16 protein-coding genes and 1 pseudogene are annotated in these 17332 nt (G+C 63.6%); 10 read left to right on the top strand and 7 right to left on the bottom strand.

What is annotated here, in order from left to right:
* Positions 1-54 precede the first annotated feature (54 nt).
* Complete coding sequence (locus ACNSN4_RS00755; RefSeq protein WP_418283856.1) at positions 55-1512, bottom strand: short-chain fatty acid transporter; 1458 nt, start codon at positions 1510-1512, stop codon at positions 55-57.
* 409 nt (positions 1513-1921) lie between these two features.
* On the opposite strand from ACNSN4_RS00755, the gene ACNSN4_RS00750 reads away from it, so the two are divergent.
* Complete coding sequence (locus tag ACNSN4_RS00750; protein ID WP_418283855.1) at positions 1922-2686, top strand: IclR family transcriptional regulator; 765 nt, start codon at positions 1922-1924, stop codon at positions 2684-2686.
* Positions 2687-2724: 38 nt separating this feature from the next.
* On the opposite strand, the gene ACNSN4_RS00745 is transcribed toward ACNSN4_RS00750, so the two are convergent.
* From ACNSN4_RS00745 to ACNSN4_RS00735, 3 genes and pseudogenes are all read right to left on the bottom strand, one after another.
* Positions 2725-3150 (bottom strand): DUF7346 family protein, encoded by a 426-nt coding sequence (locus tag ACNSN4_RS00745; RefSeq protein ID WP_418283854.1) that lies wholly within the window; start codon positions 3148-3150, stop codon positions 2725-2727.
* Between the two features lie 299 nt (positions 3151-3449).
* A pseudogene (locus ACNSN4_RS00740) lies at positions 3450-3783 on the bottom strand (DUF7322 domain-containing protein); the annotation flags it as partial.
* A 60-nt stretch (positions 3784-3843) separates the two neighbouring features.
* On the bottom strand, positions 3844-4017 hold the full coding sequence (locus ACNSN4_RS00735) for a DUF7331 family protein (protein WP_418283853.1): 174 nt from the start codon (positions 4015-4017) through the stop codon (positions 3844-3846).
* Positions 4018-4119: 102 nt separating this feature from the next.
* On the opposite strand from ACNSN4_RS00735, the gene ACNSN4_RS00730 reads away from it, so the two are divergent.
* From ACNSN4_RS00730 to ACNSN4_RS00700, 7 genes are all read left to right on the top strand, one after another.
* The gene (locus ACNSN4_RS00730; protein WP_418283852.1) at positions 4120-6915 is read left to right on the top strand and encodes a DNA-directed DNA polymerase; all 2796 of its coding nucleotides are present in this window, start codon (positions 4120-4122) and stop codon (positions 6913-6915) included.
* 136 nt (positions 6916-7051) lie between these two features.
* Complete coding sequence (locus tag ACNSN4_RS00725) at positions 7052-7969, top strand: ABC transporter ATP-binding protein (RefSeq protein ID WP_418283851.1); 918 nt, start codon at positions 7052-7054, stop codon at positions 7967-7969.
* 52 nt (positions 7970-8021) lie between these two features.
* Positions 8022-9449, top strand: a complete 1428-nt coding sequence (gene sufB, locus ACNSN4_RS00720; protein ID WP_418283850.1) for a Fe-S cluster assembly protein SufB — start codon at positions 8022-8024, stop codon at positions 9447-9449.
* Position 9450: 1 nt separating this feature from the next.
* Complete coding sequence (gene sufD / locus ACNSN4_RS00715) at positions 9451-10674, top strand: Fe-S cluster assembly protein SufD (RefSeq protein ID WP_418283849.1); 1224 nt, start codon at positions 9451-9453, stop codon at positions 10672-10674.
* A 197-nt stretch (positions 10675-10871) separates the two neighbouring features.
* Positions 10872-11471: a DUF5789 family protein gene (locus tag ACNSN4_RS00710; RefSeq protein WP_418283848.1), complete on the top strand. Its 600-nt coding sequence runs from the start codon at positions 10872-10874 to the stop codon at positions 11469-11471.
* A gap of 216 nt (positions 11472-11687) precedes the next feature.
* Positions 11688-12173, top strand: a complete 486-nt coding sequence (locus tag ACNSN4_RS00705) for a ferritin-like domain-containing protein (protein ID WP_418283847.1) — start codon at positions 11688-11690, stop codon at positions 12171-12173.
* Positions 12174-12216: 43 nt separating this feature from the next.
* Positions 12217-12654: a metal-dependent transcriptional regulator gene (locus ACNSN4_RS00700; protein WP_418283846.1), complete on the top strand. Its 438-nt coding sequence runs from the start codon at positions 12217-12219 to the stop codon at positions 12652-12654.
* Between the two features lie 25 nt (positions 12655-12679).
* Here ACNSN4_RS00700 and prf1 read toward each other — a convergent pair whose 3' ends face one another.
* Positions 12680-13930 (bottom strand): peptide chain release factor aRF-1, encoded by a 1251-nt coding sequence (prf1, locus tag ACNSN4_RS00695; RefSeq protein ID WP_418283845.1) that lies wholly within the window; start codon positions 13928-13930, stop codon positions 12680-12682.
* A gap of 89 nt (positions 13931-14019) precedes the next feature.
* Entirely contained in the window at positions 14020-15801 is a 1782-nt protein-coding gene (gene argS / locus ACNSN4_RS00690) for an arginine--tRNA ligase (RefSeq protein ID WP_418283844.1), read from the bottom strand.
* A gap of 166 nt (positions 15802-15967) precedes the next feature.
* Here argS and ACNSN4_RS00685 point away from each other — a divergent pair, with 166 nt between their 5' ends.
* Positions 15968-16252 (top strand): DUF7967 family protein, encoded by a 285-nt coding sequence (locus ACNSN4_RS00685; protein ID WP_418283843.1) that lies wholly within the window; start codon positions 15968-15970, stop codon positions 16250-16252.
* 87 nt (positions 16253-16339) lie between these two features.
* The gene (locus tag ACNSN4_RS00680; RefSeq protein ID WP_418283842.1) at positions 16340-16900 is read left to right on the top strand and encodes a rhomboid family intramembrane serine protease; all 561 of its coding nucleotides are present in this window, start codon (positions 16340-16342) and stop codon (positions 16898-16900) included.
* 121 nt (positions 16901-17021) lie between these two features.
* Here ACNSN4_RS00680 and rpsJ read toward each other — a convergent pair whose 3' ends face one another.
* Positions 17022-17330: a 30S ribosomal protein S10 gene (gene rpsJ / locus ACNSN4_RS00675; RefSeq protein ID WP_004048854.1), complete on the bottom strand. Its 309-nt coding sequence runs from the start codon at positions 17328-17330 to the stop codon at positions 17022-17024.
* Between the last annotated feature and the right edge of the window lie 2 nt (positions 17331-17332).

Here is a 17332-nt window from a genome sequence, read left to right as displayed (position 1 = left end):
GGTCGCGTCAGTTCGTGTGTGAGTTCCGTTCCTTCCGATAGGGGCGGCGCGTCCTCAGAACGCGTTGTACGGGAGGACGAACAGGATGACCGCCAGGTACGGCGTCAGCAGGATCAGCATCGTGATCGCGTACCCGAACATGTCGCGGGCGCGCATTCCGGTGATGGCGAGGAGCGGAATCGCCCAGAACGGCTGGAATAAGTTCGTGTGGGCGTCACCGACCGCGTACGCCATAATCGTGTGTCCGGGCTCGACACCGAGCGCCTGACCGGCCTCGAGCATGGAGCCGCCGATGATCGTCCACTCGCCGCCGCCGGACGGGACGAAGATGTTGAGGATTCCTGCGGTGATCCAAGCGATGACCGGGAACGTCTGGGGAGTAGCGATGCTGATCAGGAACTCGGTGACCGTGTTCACCAGCCCCGTCCCAGTCATGATACCGATAATCCCCGCGTAGAAGGGGAACTGGAGAATGATCCCGGCACTCGATTCGACGGCGTCGTAGAACTCTTCGAGGTAGTCGATCGGGCTGGTGTACAGCGCGAGTCCGATCATCATGAACCCGAAGTTGAGCACGTTCAGGTCGAGCGCGCCGAGGCCCTCGGTGAGGAACGTGTACGCCGTGACTCCGACGCCCGTCAGCGCGATGAGCCCGCCGAGAATCTTGTTGTTGTTGATGCGGTCGGCCGGCGTCGGTGTCGCGTCTTCCCCGCCGTCCGCGACCACGTCCGGCTCCTCGTCGGTGGACGTTCCGGCGTCGAGGTCCTCTTGTTCCGTGAACTCCTCGTCGTCGTGGTCAACGTCCATGTACTCGGTGATACCTCGGGCGTTCTCCTTCGGCGGACTCAGCAGGTAGAGGACGATGAGGGCGTAAACGATGCTGACGCCCGTGAGCGTCAGCGCGTACGGGTGGAAGATCGTCGCCGTTGTGCTGATGACGGCGTCGACGACGCCCTGTTCGATGAACACGTTTCCGGGGGTGTTCATCAGGAGTCCGGCGGAGCTGGAGAGCCCCCAGTGCCAGGTGAGGCTCATTCCCATGTACCCGGCGACACAGAGGAGCGGGTAGTGAACGGCCATTCCCTTTCTATCCGCGAGCTCGCCCATCTCGCGGGCAAAGATGGCTCCGACGATGAGGCCGAGTCCCCACGAGATCCATCCCGTTACCATCGAGACGAAGCCGACGAGGAGGATCGACTGGCGGCCGCTGTTCGGAATGCGGATCAGCCGGTCGATCACTGCCTTCACCCAGGGGTGATACGCGACCACGAACGCGGTCACGAGGATGAGTACCATCTGCATTCCGAACTGGAGAAGGTCCCAGAAGCCGCCGAACCAAGAGAGGGCGAGCTCCGTCGCACCGGCACCCTCGGAAAGGAACGCGGCGATTGCCGCGATGTACGTGAGGATGATCGCGAAGAGGAATGGACTCGGCATCCATCGTTCGACCCGAGCGGACATCGCCTGTCCGAACTTCTGTATCGCTGTGGGATCCGGATTGGTGCTAGACATGCACAACCCTCCGATCCTACCTTGTATTATTAAGTTTTTATCATTATACCAGAATACAAACATGTATTACAACGTATGTTTTATGGGAGAATACGCTCTTTAGCTCGCTCTAGTATTGCGATCTCATGTTGTGAACTCGCGTTTTGATTACTTGTATTTCTTGTATTACCATTCATCTGTTAATAACGTTGTTTCGGCATCGTCGAAACGCGCTTCGATACCGAGTAGCAGACGTTTCTACGCCGAATGACACGACAGCACCCGCTTCGGCGTGTTATCTCGCCTCGGGTGGGTCATGTCCGCGTGAGATGGGGGTGTCCGGGCCGAGATGCGCTTCGGCGATGCCGAACGGGCCGAGTCTCTGTGAGTTGTTCACAAACACTATACGTAGAGAAATGAACTACTGGTTATGTCGTCGGACACAGTGAGCGGTGACACGGTCCAAGCGAGCGAACGGACGCTCGCTATCGTCGAGGCGCTTGGCGACGGGGAAAAGCGGACCCTCACGGAGTTGGCCGCCGACCTGGATTTGCCTCGGAGCACGTTGCACGGATACCTTTCGTCCATGGTGAACGCGGAGTACCTCGTCAAGGAGGACGGCGCGTACCGCCTCGGACTGCGGTTTTTGGACCACGGCATCGCCGTCCAGCGAGCGAACCTCCTGTACGAGGCGGCCGGGCCGATCCTCGAACAGGTCGCCGACGAGACCCGGGAGAGCGTCTGGCTCGTCGTCGAAGAGTACGGACAGGCGGTGTGTCTCCGGAAGGCGAAGGGAGACCTCGCCATCCAGCCGTACAAAACGCTCGGCGGGAGGCTCCACCTCCACAGCATCGCGGCCGGGAAGGCGATCCTCGCGCACCTCCCCGAGTCGCGGGTTCACGAGATCATCGATCACCACGGTCTCCCCGCGTTTACCGACGCGACGATCACGGACCGCGACCGCCTGTTCGACGGGCTCGAACGGATCGCGGAGACGGGCGTCGCGTTCAACGACGGCGAGTCGCTCGAACGGTTCCGCGCCGTGGCCAGCCCCGTCTGTCTCGACGGGGAGGTACTCGGATCGCTCGTCGTCTCGGGACCGAAGAACCGGCTTCGCGGGGACCGGTTCACGGAGGAGATCCCGGACACGGTGACCGGAGCCGCGAACGCGCTCGAACTCGAGGTAAAGTGCTGACGAAGCGCCCGTTCGCTACCGCCACTTTTTGTCCGTACTCACTCCCTCCGGAGGAAATCGAGCGCGTCAACGGCAGTATCGGTTGCCTCGTAGCCGCGACGGTCAACCACCTCGGCCTCGTCGACCAAGCCCGCCGCCCGAAGTTCGGTGACCGTCCCGTGAAGGTCCGACTCGCACATATCAGCGGCGTCGAGCAGGTCGATCACGGCGAGCGGCCCCTCGTCCGCGATCACCGCGAGCAACCCGAGTGATCGGTCGTCGTGGACGGCCCGGAGCAGTTGACGGACCGACTCCGGAACGCCGGACGCGGCGGTCGTGAGCGGCGATTCGCCGTCGACGACGACCAACTCGTCGTTGTCGACGTATCGCTCCTCTCCCGTCGCCGGGTCGCGCACTCGGCTGGACTCGGCGGACCGTTTCACGAGGAGGTACGTCTTGTCCTCGCCGTCGCGAACCGTTTGCATAGATGAGAGAGAGTGGGCCGCCGGTTATGACGCTTCCGTGGGCGGGGTGTCATCGGATGGCGAGGAGTCCTCGTCGCCATCGGCGGTCGTCTCGGTGTCGGCCTCCTCGCGGTCGGCGTGTTCCGAATCGTCGGCTTCGGTCTCGCTCGGCTTCGTCGCGCTCGGCTTCGTCTCGTTCGGTTCCGTCTCGTTCGGTTCCGTCTCGTTCGGTTCCGTCTCGTTCGGTTCCGTCTCGTTCGGTTCCGTCTCGTTCGGTTCCGTCTCGTTAGCTCTCGCTTCCTCCGAGTCACGATCCGCTTTGGAGCGCTCCCACGCGCGGTACGTCTGATAGGTCCGAATCCCCGCGAGAAGCCCGGCGACGAGCAGCGCCGGTCCGATCCGCGACCAGCCCTCGAAGTACCACACCATCGGACCGAGCGCGACGAAGAGCACCGCGACGTTTGCGTAGATGACGGCGACGACGAACGCGCGGAGCGTCCCCGAGTCGACGTCGCTGGCCCCCTCGAAGTTGCCGCCGTCGTCGAACGTCTTCACCGAGGGCGCTTTCGGAATCTTGGGCGTCATCTTCCGCTCGGCGTCGGAGCTCTCGCCGAACGAGACTTCGCCCTCGTCGTCCTCGTCGAACGGAAACACGATGTCGAGTACGTCGGGGCGGGTCAAAGGGGTTCCGTCCGGAAAACCCGACGGTCCCGGTCAGGTCGCGTCGGCGAGCCGGACGGTTCGGCTCGCTTCGACCCACGCGAGGGGGTTCGCGGCGTCGAAGAGCACCACGTTCCCGTCGTCTTCGTACACCTCCACCTCGGCGGCGACCGCATCGCGACCGACCGGGCGAGACACCCTGCGTTCCGAACGTGGGTCCGAAGACATAGCCCGTGGTAAGGCATGACACATTAAAGCCCTTTCCGTGTCGGGAGTCTTCGCCGGACCCGAAAGCCGAGTTTTTTAGCCGGGTGACGCCGAAGTAGACGTATGACTCAGTCGGGGCTGTCAGACTTTTCGCCGACCGACGACGCCGGTGGCGGGTCGGGAGACGGTGCGGAGGCCGAGCGCGATGATCTGGCCGCTCAAGAGGCGGCCGTTATCGCCGGCGGTGGTCGAGGCCACGTCAGCGACGTCGTCGACATTGACGAGGCGAAGTTCCCGGAGTCGACGGGGACCGTCGAGCTGATGATCACGCAGATCGATTACGCCGTCGAGGGATACGGCAGCGACGAGTACCCGGTCGTTCACGTGTTCGGTCGTCGACCAGCAACGGACGCCGACGACGTCGATCACGACGTTCACGAGCACGTCCGCGTGCTCGGCGTGGAGCCGTACTTTTACGTTCCCACTGCCGACCTCGACCGTGACCCAGTCGAGGAGTACGATGTCGTCATCGGCACGCGCGAGGAGAACGCCGAGGGAGAGCCGTACGAGAGCATCCGCGGCGAGCCCCTCACCCGGATCGTCACCCGCACGCCCCGCGACGTGGGGAACATCCGCGACGACTTCGCGACGAGCTTCGAAGCGGACATCCTCTTCCCGAACCGCTTCCTGATCGACAACGGCCTCAACGGCAGTATGCGGGTGGAAGAGCGGCGGCTCGACGACGGCTCCGAGGCCATCCAAGTCCACGAGGGGATGCTCGAACCGGCCGAGGTCGACGCCGACCTCCGGGTGAACACCTTCGATATCGAGGTCGACGACCGCCGCGGCTTTCCCGAAGACGGCGAAGAGCCGATAATCTGTCTCACGAGCCACGACTCCTACGACGACGAGTACGTCGTCTGGCTGTACGACGCGCCGGAAGCCGAGGTGCCCCCGCCGGAAGACCTCCCCGACTACGAGGGGATCGTGGGCGACGGGACGGTCGATTTCCGCGTCGAAGTCTTCGAAACGGAGGCCGCGATGCTCGACGCGTTCGTCGGGTACATCGACGAGACCGACCCGGATCTCATGACCGGGTGGAACTTCGAGGACTTCGACGCGCCGTACCTCCTCGATCGGATGGAGGTGCTCGACGACGGAAGCCAGTACGACCTCTCCGTCGATCGCCTCTCCCGAATCGGCGAGGTGTGGCGCTCCGGCTGGGGCGGCCCGGACATCAAGGGCCGAGTCGTCTTCGACCTGCTGTACGCGTACAAGCGGACGATGTTCACCGAACTGGAGTCGTACCGGCTCGACGCGGTCGGCGAGCGCGAGCTCGGCGTCGGCAAGGAGCGCTACACGGGCGATATCGGGGATCTCTGGGAGCAAGACCCCGAACGGCTGCTGGAGTACAGCATCCGCGACGTGGAGCTGTGCGTCGAGATCGACCGGAAGCAGGACGTGATCGCCTTCTGGGACGAGGTGCGAACGTTCGTCGGGTGTAAGATCGAGGACGCGCCGACGCCCGGCGACACCGTCGACATGTACGTTCTCCACAAGGCGTTCGGGAAGTTCGCGCTCCCGACGAAGGGCCAACAGGAGTCGGAGGAGTTCGAAGGCGGTGCCGTCTTCGACCCGATAACCGGCGTCAAAGAGATGGTGACGGTACAGGACTTAAAAAGCCTCTACCCGATGTGCATGGTGACGATCAACGCCGGACCCGAGACGAAGGTCGACCCCGCCGAGTACGACGGCGAGTCGTACGTCGCACCCAACGGGACCCACTTCCGGAAGGAGCCGGACGGGATCATGCGCGAGATGGTCGACGAACTCCTCTCCGAGCGCGAAGAGAAGAAAGCGCTGCGGAACGACCACGACCCCAAGACCGAACCCTACGAGCAGTACGACCGTCAGCAGGGAGCTGTCAAGGTTATTATGAATTCACTCTACGGTGTGACGGGTTGGGATCGATTCCGTCTCTACGACAAAGAGGGTGCGGCAGCCGTCACAGCGACCGGCCGCGAAGTTATCGACTTCACCGAGGAGGCCGCAGAGGAACTAAACTATCAAGTAGCGTATGGGGACACCGACAGCGTTATGCTTTCTTTGTCTAACATGTCGAAAGCGGAGGCGATCGAGACCTCCTTCGAGATAGAGGACCACATCAACGAGCGGTACGACGACTTCGCGCGTGAGGAGTTGAACGCCGACGAGCACCGCTTCCAGATCGAGTTCGAGAAGCTCTATCGTCGGTTCTTCCAGGCCGGCAAAAAGAAGCGGTACGCGGGCCACATCATCTGGAAGGAAGGAAACGACGTCGACGACATCGACATCACCGGCTTCGAGTACAAACGGTCGGACATCGCCGGCATTACGAAGGAGGTGCAACAGAACGTCATCGAGACGATCGTCACGGGCGACGACATCGACGAGGACATGGAGGAGGTGAAGACGTACCTCGTGGACGTCATCGCTCGCGTGCTCGACGGCGACATGGATCTCGACGAGATCGGGATTCCGGGCGGGATCGGCAAGAAGCTGGACGCCTACGAGACGCCGACCGCGCAGGTCCGCGGCGCGAAGTACGCCAACCTCATGCTCGGTACCAACTTCGGGAGCGGATCGAAGCCGAAGCGGCTCTACATAAAGAAAGTCCATCCAGACTTCTGGCAGCGGATGGAGTCGGAGAGGGGACTCGACCCGCAACGCGATCCGTTGTACGGCGAGTTCAAACGCGATCCGGACGTGATCTGCTTCGAGTACGCCGATCAGGTCCCCGACGAGTTCGAGGTCGATTGGGAGAAGATGCTAGATAAAACGCTTCAAGGGCCGATAGAGCGCGTCATCGAGGCGCTCGGCATGTCGTGGGAAGAGGTGAAAACGGGTCAGGAACAGACCGGACTCGGCTCGTTCATGTGAGATTGAAGAACGACATCGGAAACCAGTTTTCGATCGGTGGAAAAATTCTTGCTGGATTTGAGAGATTTGACGGGTAAATGCGTAACCATTAACCTCCTCAGCCACCAGTGTGCAGGTACGAGGCACGAGACCACATATGGCAACTCTCGAAATTAACAATCTCCACGCACGAGTGGCTGAAGAGGGCGGCGAACGCATCCTTCGCGGCGTCGATCTCACGGTTAACTCCGGCGAGATTCACGCGCTGATGGGACCGAACGGCTCCGGTAAGTCGACGACGGCGAAGGTTATCGCTGGCCACCCGGCGTACGAGGTGACCGACGGCGAGATCCTCCTCCACCTCGACGAGGCGGACGTCGCCGACATCGACGTCGAACTCGACGACGAGGATTACCACTGGAACCTCCTCGAGATGGAGCCAAACGAGCGCGCCGCGCTCGGGATCTTCCTCGGCTTCCAGTACCCCGCGGAGATCGAGGGCGTCACGATGACGAACTTCCTCCGGCAGGCGCTCAACGCGAAGGCGGGCGAGCGCGAGGAGCTCTTCGAGGGCGAAGACGAGGAGAGCGAGGCCGACGCAGACGACGCGGGCTACGAGACCTCTCCGATGGAGGGCCCCGCCGACGACGGCGAAATCGGCGTCGCAGAGTTCCAGCAGATCCTCAGCGAGAAGATGGAACTGCTCGACATGGACGAGAAGTTCATGCAGCGGTACCTCAACGCCGGTTTCTCCGGCGGTGAGAAGAAGCAGAACGAGGTCTTGCAGGCCGCGATGTTAGAGCCGGCGATCGCCGTGCTCGACGAGATCGACTCCGGGCTCGATATCGACCGACTCCAAGACGTCTCGAAGGGGATCAACGCGCTGCGCGACGAGCAGGGCACCGGTATCCTCCAGATCACGCACTACCAGCGCATCCTCGACTACGTCGAGCCCGATCACGTTCACGTGATGCTCGACGGCAAGGTCGCGAAGAGCGGCGGTGCGGAGCTCGCAGAGCAGCTCGAAGCGGACGGATACGACTGGGTTCGCGAGGAAGCGTTCGCTGATGCGTAACGTATCGTGATTACACAACAACACTATACCCCTAAGACGGTAACCAATTGATATGAGTTCACAAGACCACCTGAAGGAGACGAACACCGAGGAGCGCTTCGAGTTCAAGAAGGAGGAAAAGTCCGCCTTCAAGAGCGAGAAGGGCCTCACCGAGGAGACGGTCCGCGTCATCTCCGAGGACAAAGACGAGCCCGAGTGGATGCTCGAGCGGCGCCTCCGCGCGTTGAAACACTTCCAAGAGATGCCGATGCCGACCGACTGGCCCGAGGCACCGGATCTCTCCGAGGTCGACATCGACGAGATCGTCCCGTACATCCGACCCGACATCGACGTGCGTGGCGGCGTCGACGACTGGACGGACCTCCCCGATGAGATCAAGGACACGTTCGACAAGCTGGGCATTCCGGAGGCCGAAAAGAACGCGCTCTCCGGCGTCGGCGCCCAGTACGAGTCCGAGATCGTCTACCAGAACATGCAGGAGCGGTGGGAGGAGAAGGGCGTCATCTTCTGTGACATGGACAAGGCGGTCCGAGAGCACGAAGAGCTCGTCAAGGAGTACTTCATGACGAAGGCCGTGCCGCCGAGCGACAACAAGTTCGCGGCGCTACACGGTGCGATCTGGTCCGGCGGCTCGTTCGTCTACGTCCCCGAGGACACGACGGTCGACATGCCGATCCAGGCGTACTTCCGGATGAACTCCGAGGGGATGGGCCAGTTCGAGCACACGCTCATCATCGCCGAGGAAGGTTCAGAGGTCCACTACATCGAGGGCTGTTCCGCGCCGAAGTACTCGGCGTTCAACCTCCACTCCGGCGGCGTCGAAGTGTTCGTCGGCGAGGACGCTCACGTCCAGTACTCGACCGTACAGAACTGGTCGAAGAACACGTACAACCTGAACACGAAGCGCGCCATCGCCGAGAAGGGCGGGCGCATGGAGTGGATCTCGGGGTCGATGGGGTCGAAGGCGACGATGCTGTACCCCTCGACGATCCTCAAGGGTCGCGGAGCGTCGGACAACCACATCACCATCGCGATGGCGGGCGAAGGGCAGGACATCGACACGGGCGCGAAGGTGTACCACAACGCGCCGGAGACCAAGTCGACGGTCGAGTCGAAGTCGATCGCGAAGGACGGCGGCCGCACGAACTACCGCGGACTCATCCACATCGCGGACGGCGCGGAGAACTCCTCGACCGCGGTCGAGTGCGACGCGCTGATGTTCGATAACGAGTCGACGTCGGACACGATGCCGTACATGGAGATCAACGAGTCGAAGGTCGACGTCGCCCACGAGGCGACGGTGGGGAAGATCGGCGACGAGGACATCTTCTACCTGCAGTCGCGCGGACTGGACGACGACGACGCAAAGCAGATGATCGTTTCGGGCTTCATCGAGCCCATCACCGAAGAGCTGCCCATCGAGTACGCGGTCGAACTGAACCGGCTCGTCGAACTCGAAATGGAGGGATCGCTCGGATAACATGAGCACGAAAGCAATAGAGAGCCTCTCAGAGGACACGGTACGACGCATCGCCGACGAACGCGACGAGCCCGAGTGGCTCTTGGAGACCCGTCTGAACGCGCTCGCAGCGTTGGAGACGGCGGAGCTGCCGAACGTCATCCAGACGCCGGGCCGCCGCTGGACCGACCTCGAGGCGCTCGACTTCGAAGCGCTCGTCGATCCGCTGAACCAGTCGGACGAGACCGATCGGGCCGCCGGTGACGACGACGTCGTCGTGCTCCCGTTTACCGAAGCGTTCGAGGAGTACGGTGACATCATCGAGGCGAACTTCGGCACCGTGCTCGACCCCGAGCACAACTACCTCACGGCGCTGTCCGTCGCGCTGTTCACGACCGGCACGTTCGTGTACGTCCCCGAAGGTGTCGACGTCGAGGACGTGACGGTTCGCGCGGAGATGAACTCGCGATCGCTGTTCAGCCAGACGCTCGTCGTCGCCGAGGAGTCGTCGTCCGTGACGATCCTCGAATCGATCACGTCCGGCGACGAGAGCGACACCGGCGTCGACGGCGACCGGTACTTCTCGAACCTCGTCGAGATCGTCGCGGGCGAGAACGCGAACGTCCAGTTCGGCTCGCTACAGAACCTCAACGACGACTCGTACACCTACTCGCTGAAGCGCGGCGACACCGACGCGTACGCCACGATCAACTGGATCGAGAGCAACTTCGGCTCGAAGCTCACGCGCTCCGACGTCGAGACGGATCTCAACGGCGACGGCTCCGAGAGCCAGATCGTCGGGACCTTCTTCGGTACCGACGCCCAGCACTTCGACATCAACGCCCGCGTCTGGCACAAAGCCGAGCACACGACGGCCGATCTCGTCACGCGCGGCGTGCTCGACGACACCGCCCGCTCCGTCTACGAGGGCGTCCAAGACGTCGGCGAGGACGCGTGGAACACCTCCAGCTACCAGCGTGAGAACACGCTGATGCTGTCGGACGACGCCGAGGCCGACGCGTCGCCGAAGCTGATCATCCACAACCACGACACCGAGGCGTCGCACTCGGCGACGGTCGGACAGGTCGACGCCGAGGACCTGTTCTACCTCGAGAGCCGCACGATCGACTCCCGGACGGCGCGAAACATGCTCGTCGAGGGCTTCTTCGTCCCCGTGTTAGAGGAGATCGCGGTCGACGAGTTCCGCGACGACGTCCAGGAGCTCGTCCTCGAACGACTGCAGTAGACGGATTCGGCCGTCGGTGGGTCCGCCCGTGGATCGGTCCGCCCGCTGCCGCGGGATCCGGCGACGAGCGATACCGATTCCGACGACGCCGTCGTGGGAACGAAACTGACAGACCGGCCGTGACGTTCATTATTTCGATTATGTTTTATTTTCATACTACCTACAGGACTATACGATCGAGAGCCGTAGGTACGGGAATGGCAGACGACAAGGACGGGCGAGACAAACAGGCACGAGACGCAAACGACCGCCAGCGACGACGCGACGTCGCCGCGGAGCTGGAACGCGGCGACGAGCCGGAGCCGGAGGTCGACGCCGCGGACCTCGGCGAGGTTGAGGCCGAGCTCGGATCGCTGGAGTTCCCGGCCTCGGGAGCAGAGATAATCGCGGCGATCGGAGACCGCGATATCGGGCCGTCGGACGAGCGATACACCGTCGAACAGCTGGTGCCCGAGACGGACGAAGTGCTGTTCGACTCGCCGGATCGCGTCCGTGTTCGGATACAGCGCCCCACGGTCGCCGCGGCCATGAAACGGATCGTGGAGCTCAGCGAGACGCTTCCGAACGAGGAGCTCGGCGGATCGCAACACGACGCCTACGAGAAGACCTTCCTCGAGCTCAAGCGGCTCAGTCCCGACGACGACGACGAGGAGATCGGAGTCATCCGGGACTGGGTCGTCGACCGGATCCGCGACAAAGAGAAGCTCCCGACCTCGCGGCAGATGCGTCGACAGGCGGCGAAGGTCTGCCGACAGAACGGGTACCCGATCCGGAAGGACGACTGGCTCGGGATCTGACATCCCCCTCACCGTGAACGGCGGGATTCTCCCCCTGATGCGGATAGCGCGCTGGCGTCGTCTCGGTTCAACATATTTCGAAGTCTGGTTTAGGCCCCCGATGACGATCGGTTCCCGCGCGCGGACTCGACGCGGCGGAGGGAACTTCTTAAGTCGGACTGTACCTGAGTTTACCTGTATGCGAACGGGCGTATCGAACGACGACGGGTGGTCGCGGTGAGTGTGAGCCAGCGGGTCACCTCCGACGACCAGCTCGCGAGACTGCTACAGATCGGGATCGTTTTAGAGGAGGTCGTTGAGGCGCGAGCCCATCATCACTACCAGAGCCTCGACGACGAGCTCGACGCGGAGATCGAAGCGCTGCTCGCGGACGCGGCCGAGGAGTCGGCCGATCACCGCAAGCGTCTGGAGACGCTGATCGAAGGGCTCGGCGTCGACAGCGTTCCGTTCGACGAGATCGAGTCGCTGGTCGGCGCCCGATACGGCCGGACGCGTCCGGAGGACTTCGACGGGGTGTTGTACGACCAGCTGTGTAACGAGGAGACCGCCTACAAGTTCTACGACGATCTCATCGAGGCGATCGAGGCGTCCGACGCCGAGTTCTCGATCGACCGCGAAACGTTACTCGACACGCTGGAGACGATTCGCGAGGAAGAGGCCGAGGGAGTCAGCGACGTCACCGATATCATGGAGCGACGATGAATCGGGAGTTCGAACCGCCGACGAGTGCCGACGGAGGAACGCCGTGAACACCGCAGACCAGTACCTCAAGACGATATACGTCGTGCAGAAACAGGAAGACGGCCCCGCTTCGACCGGGTCGATCGCCGACGCGCTCGACGTGAGCCCGGCCAGCGCCAACGAGATGATCGGCAAGCTCGAAGCGCGCGGTCTCGCCGAACACGAGAAGTACAAGGGAGTCCGCCTCACCGACGACGGGATCATCCGAGCCCGAGACGCGCTCCAGACCTACTGTATCATCGAGCGCTTCCTCGCGAACGTGCTCGGCGTCGAGGAGTTCCGCGAGGAGGCACACGAGCTAGAAGCGGTCATCGACGACACCGTCGCCGACCGGCTCGACACGATTATCGACCGGAAGCCGGAGTGTCCGGACTGCTTCGACCCCGAGACGGACGCCTGCGCGTGTCTGGAGATCGCGACCGCGCCCGTCGAATTCGACTGAATCGACTACCGCCGTGTCGACGGTCTCAGACGCCCGTCGAATAGCGAAGAATGCCCGCGATTCCGCCGAACGCGTCGAGCAGCTGCTCGCCCTTCTCGAAGTCCGTGGAAATGAACTTCGTATCGGTGCCGCGCTGGTCGGCGATGTTCATCAGGTGTTCGATGACGTCCTCGCGCTCGTCGACGGCGGCGTCTTGCCCGCACTCGGCGCACTCGTGATCGGGCGTAGAGTGTCGCGAGTCGACGACCTCGTACTCCTCGTGGCCGTTCGGACACTGGTAAACGACGACGTCCGAGCGGAGGTCCTCGGAGATGAGTAGACGGTCGACGGAGCCCATGATCAGGTTTCGGCGGGTCTGCTCGAACCCGTAGGTCGCCTCCTCACCGGTGTTGAGCTTCTCGAAGAACTCCTCCATGTTCCGTTTGTCCTCGACGATCTCCTGATCGGCGAGCGCCTCGCTCGCGTTGTCGACGAGGTCTTTCAGCCCGGACTCGTCGGTGTACGCGACGTCGAACTTGCCGAGCACCTTGTCTTGGAGCTCGTGGTGGAGGTAGTCGCCGTCGAGGAACTCGTCTTTAGTCGGCGAGGGGCCGCCGACGAGGATACCGTCGATCTCGTGGCGCTTGTCGACGAACAGGTCGTCCGCCATCCCCGCGACCTCCTGATAGAAGTTGTCGATCGCTTCGAGCCGGAGGCGGGCGAACCGCTGTGCGGACTGACCCCCTTTGCGCTGTTTGCCGGGAACGAGCGACGAAGCGGACTTGACGGGCTCGATCCGCTTGCCCTTCAGCCAGCCGACGTTCGCCTCGCGGCGGTCCAAGACGATGAGCCCGAACAGCCCGGCGTCCTCCAGCATGTGCTCGAGCGGCTCGGTGAGGAACTCCGAGTCGCAGTGGTAGCGGAACGACTCGACGGGCTGCGGCGGCGATTCCAGCGTCCGGGTGACCATATCGGTCTGCCCGCCGCCGGCGTCGATCGCTCCCGAGAATATCACCATGCCGTTCTCCGGCGGATAGGTGTCGTAGTAGCGGAGGCGGTCCTTGATCGACGTGAGTGCGTCCTGTACGGCCGTCCGGGTCTGCTTGGACTTGATGTTGGCCGCCTCGCTGTGCTCTTGGGTGACGTGCGCGACCACGTCGGAGACCTGCCGATCCTCGGGGATGTAGATGGTGACGAGCTGCGTGCCGGAGCCCTCGAAATCGCGGAGCTCCTCGATGACCTTGCGGAACTCGTACTTCCGCCGGTCCTCGCTCGCCTCTTTGGCGTCGCTACTCATTACCCTAAATACGGCGGCGTGCGTGTAAGTAAGCTTTGACCTGACTATTGGACCGAAGTCGGAACGCGCGGCGACGACACCTACCGAATCTACATCGACTCCGGCGCTTCGACGCCGAGCACGTCGAGCGCGTTCGCCATCGTGTGCTTCGCGGCCGCGACGAGGGAAACACGGGCCGCACGCACGTCGTCGTCTTCGGCGGTCACGACGGGGCATTCCCGGTAGAACGCGTTGTAGGCGTCGGCGAACTCGCGGGTGAACGTCGCGATCGTGTGCGGCTCCAAGTCGTCGGCCGCCGTGTCGATCACGGCCGGGAAGCGAGCGATCTCGCGGAGGAGCGCGCGGGCTTCGTCCGTTTCGAGCACCGACGCGTCGACGTCCGGGGCGGGCCCCGTCTCGGACACGTCCACACCGGCCGCGGCCGCCTCGTCGAGGATACCGCAGCACCGCGCGTGGACGTACTGGACGAACGGAGCGGACTGCCCCTCGAAGTCGAGCGCGTCCTCCCACTCGAAGGTGATCGCCTTCGCGGGCTGTTTCGAGACGATGTCGTATCGGACCGCGCCGACGCCGACCTGGCGGGCAATGCGTTCGACGTCCTCGTCGGTGAGGTCGTCGTCGCGAATGCGGTCGTCCATCCGCGTTTCGACCGCCTCGCGGGCGCGGTCGATCGCCTCGTCCAGCAGGTCGTCGAGCATCACGCCGGTTCCGCGGCGCGTGGACATCTTTCCGTCCGGGAGGTTGACGTACGAGTAGATGACGTGGCCGAGACGGTCGGTATCGTTTCCGAGCAGCTCCAAGGTCGCGTCGAGCTGGTCGGCCTGCAGCTTGTGGTCCTCGCCGAGCACCGTCACCGCGCGGTCGTAGTTCGCGAACTTCCACTCGTGGTGAGCCAGATCGCGGGTCGTGTAGAGGCTCGTGTCGTCCGAGCGCAAGAAGACGAGGTTCTTGTCGATTCCCCACTCGCCGAGCTCCAGCTGCCAGGCGTCCTCTTCGTAGACGGCCTGATCGGTCTCCTTGAGCCGTGCCGCCACGTCGTCGGTGGAGCCGTCGCGCATGAACCGCGTCTCCTTGACGAACTCGTCGAACTCGGCCGGGAGTCGAGCGAGACACTCCTTCATGCCGCCCAGCACCGTGTCGACGACCTCACCGACGCGCTCGTAGGTCTCTTCGTCGCCGGCTTCGAGCCCCTGAAGGATTTCGGTGATCTCCGCCTCCGCGGTCTCGACGTCGTCCGGGTCGGCCTCCTCCAAGTACGCGTTCCCCTTCCGGTAGTAGCGGACGAGGTCGTACTCGGCGCGGTCGCGGGCGGGTTCCCCGTCGAGATCCGACTCGTCGAACCGCTCGTACGCCCACGTGAACACCGCCATCTGGCGGCCCGCGTCGTTGACGTAGTAGTGGCGGTCGACGTCGTAGCCCGCGTACTCCAGGAGGTTCGCGACCGCGTCACCGACGATCGGGTTGCGCGCGCGACCGACGTGAACCGGGCCGGTGGGATTCGCGCTCGTGTGCTCGACGACGACGGAGGTGTCCCGGTCGGGGAGCGCGCCGTACCCCGCGTCGACCGCGGACGCGTCGAGGGTGTCGACGAAGTAGCGTTCGGTGACGTGGAAGTTGACGTACGGCCCGGCAGTGTCGACCGCACCGAGGTAGTCGTACCCGTCGAGGTCGATCGCCTCGGCGACATCCGCGGCCACGCTTGGCGGGGCAGCACCGACCTCGCCCGCGAGTCGGAAGGAGACGCTGGAAGCGAGCGTCGCGTCCATGTCATCTGGCGGGCGTTCGATACCGAGGTCGTCGGTCGGGAGGTCGAGCGAGGCGAGCGCGTCACCGAGCGCGTCGGCCACCTCCGACCGGAACTGCCTGAACATACCCTTCGTTCGTCGGTCGGGCTAAAAGGCCCTTCCGAAGCGGGCGAGCGGCGACGCGAGCGTGCCCGTCGATAGCGCGCCACCACCCATCGATGGCTGCGGGAGAGAGTCGGAATATCGCGATCACAGCGAAAGACAGTTGTGTGCAGACGTCGAAATACTGACCATGTCGAACTCAGACACCGAGACCGTCCGCATGTGGCTCGTCGAGCGAACGTACTCCGACGACGAGCAGAACATGGTGATCCTCACCTACGCCACGCCCGACGGCGAGCGCTACTTCCGAAAGGAGCGCGCGCTCACGTCCTTTTCGGACGTTCGGGATACGACGGCAGCCGTCGACGCGAGTCCGTCGAACGTCGGGACGGTCGACGACCCGGACGACCGCGAGCGGTACGCGACGGAGGCACAGCGAATGGCGAGCGTTCACGATCCCGAGGACGTGATTTAATCACCGGATCCGTCGCCGTGATCTGATCGCCGGATCCGTCGCCCTGTTCGGGTTTAAGAGACTGGACGCACAAGGATACGCACGACCATGCGCGCGACCCTCCAGACCCTCGCGATTATCGGACTGGTCGCGGTCGCTCAGAGCGCGCTTCGCCTCATCGGGATCGCCGGAATCTTCGCGCTCTCGGCCCCGCTATCGCTCGCGCCGTGGACCGTCGTCACCAGCGTGTACGCGCACGGTTCCATCGGTCACCTGCTGGCGAACGCCGTCGGACTGTTGCTCGTCGGCCCGCTCGTCGAACGGCGGACGACGACGATTCGATTTCACGCGTTCGTCGTGACTACCGGTGCGCTCGCCGGGATCGCACAGGTAACGCTCGGCGGACTCGTCGGTCCCTCTCCCGCGGTGTTGGGACTGAGCGGCGCGGTGTTCGCGCTCGGCGGGTATCTGCTCGCCGGCAACGTCGCGAGCGCCCGACTGTTCGACCGGCTCCGGCTCTCCCCGCGAGTGCAACTGCTCCTCTTCGGACTCGTCGCCGTCGTTCTCACCGTGATGACCGCCGCGCCGGGCGTCGCGCTCGTCGCCCACGCCGTCGGCGCGTTCTGCGGACTCGTCGCCGGACGAGTCGGTCTGTTAGATATCCGATGAAGCCACACTCGGCAGCCGGGGCCGAACCGGGCGTGACCGGTCGGTGAAAAATCGAAATCGAACGGCGGCAGCGCCGCTACGGGATGGTAAAACAAAGAGAGCGTGAAAGACGCCCTAGCGCTTAGTCTTCGAGAACGATCTCGATGCTGACGTCGTTCGGCACTTGGACGCGCATGAGCTGGCGAAGCGCGCGTTCGTCGGCGTCGATGTCGATCAGACGCTTGTGGACGCGCATCTCCCAGTGCTCCCACGTCGCCGTCCCCTCACCGTCCGGGGACTTTCGCGACGGGATCTCGAGCGTCTTCGTCGGCAGCGGGATCGGGCCCGACAGGGCGACTCCCGTCGAGTCCGCGATCTCGCGGACGTCGTCGCAGATGTCGTCGAGGTCCTCGGGGCTCGTGCCGGCGAGGCGGACGCGTGCCTGCTGCATCG

The organism is Halorubrum marinum (assembly GCF_048381195.1).
GTDB lineage: Archaea > Halobacteriota > Halobacteria > Halobacteriales > Haloferacaceae > Halorubrum.
Note: the sequence above shows the minus strand (reverse complement) of the source record. Positions and strands in the feature narration are given on the sequence as shown.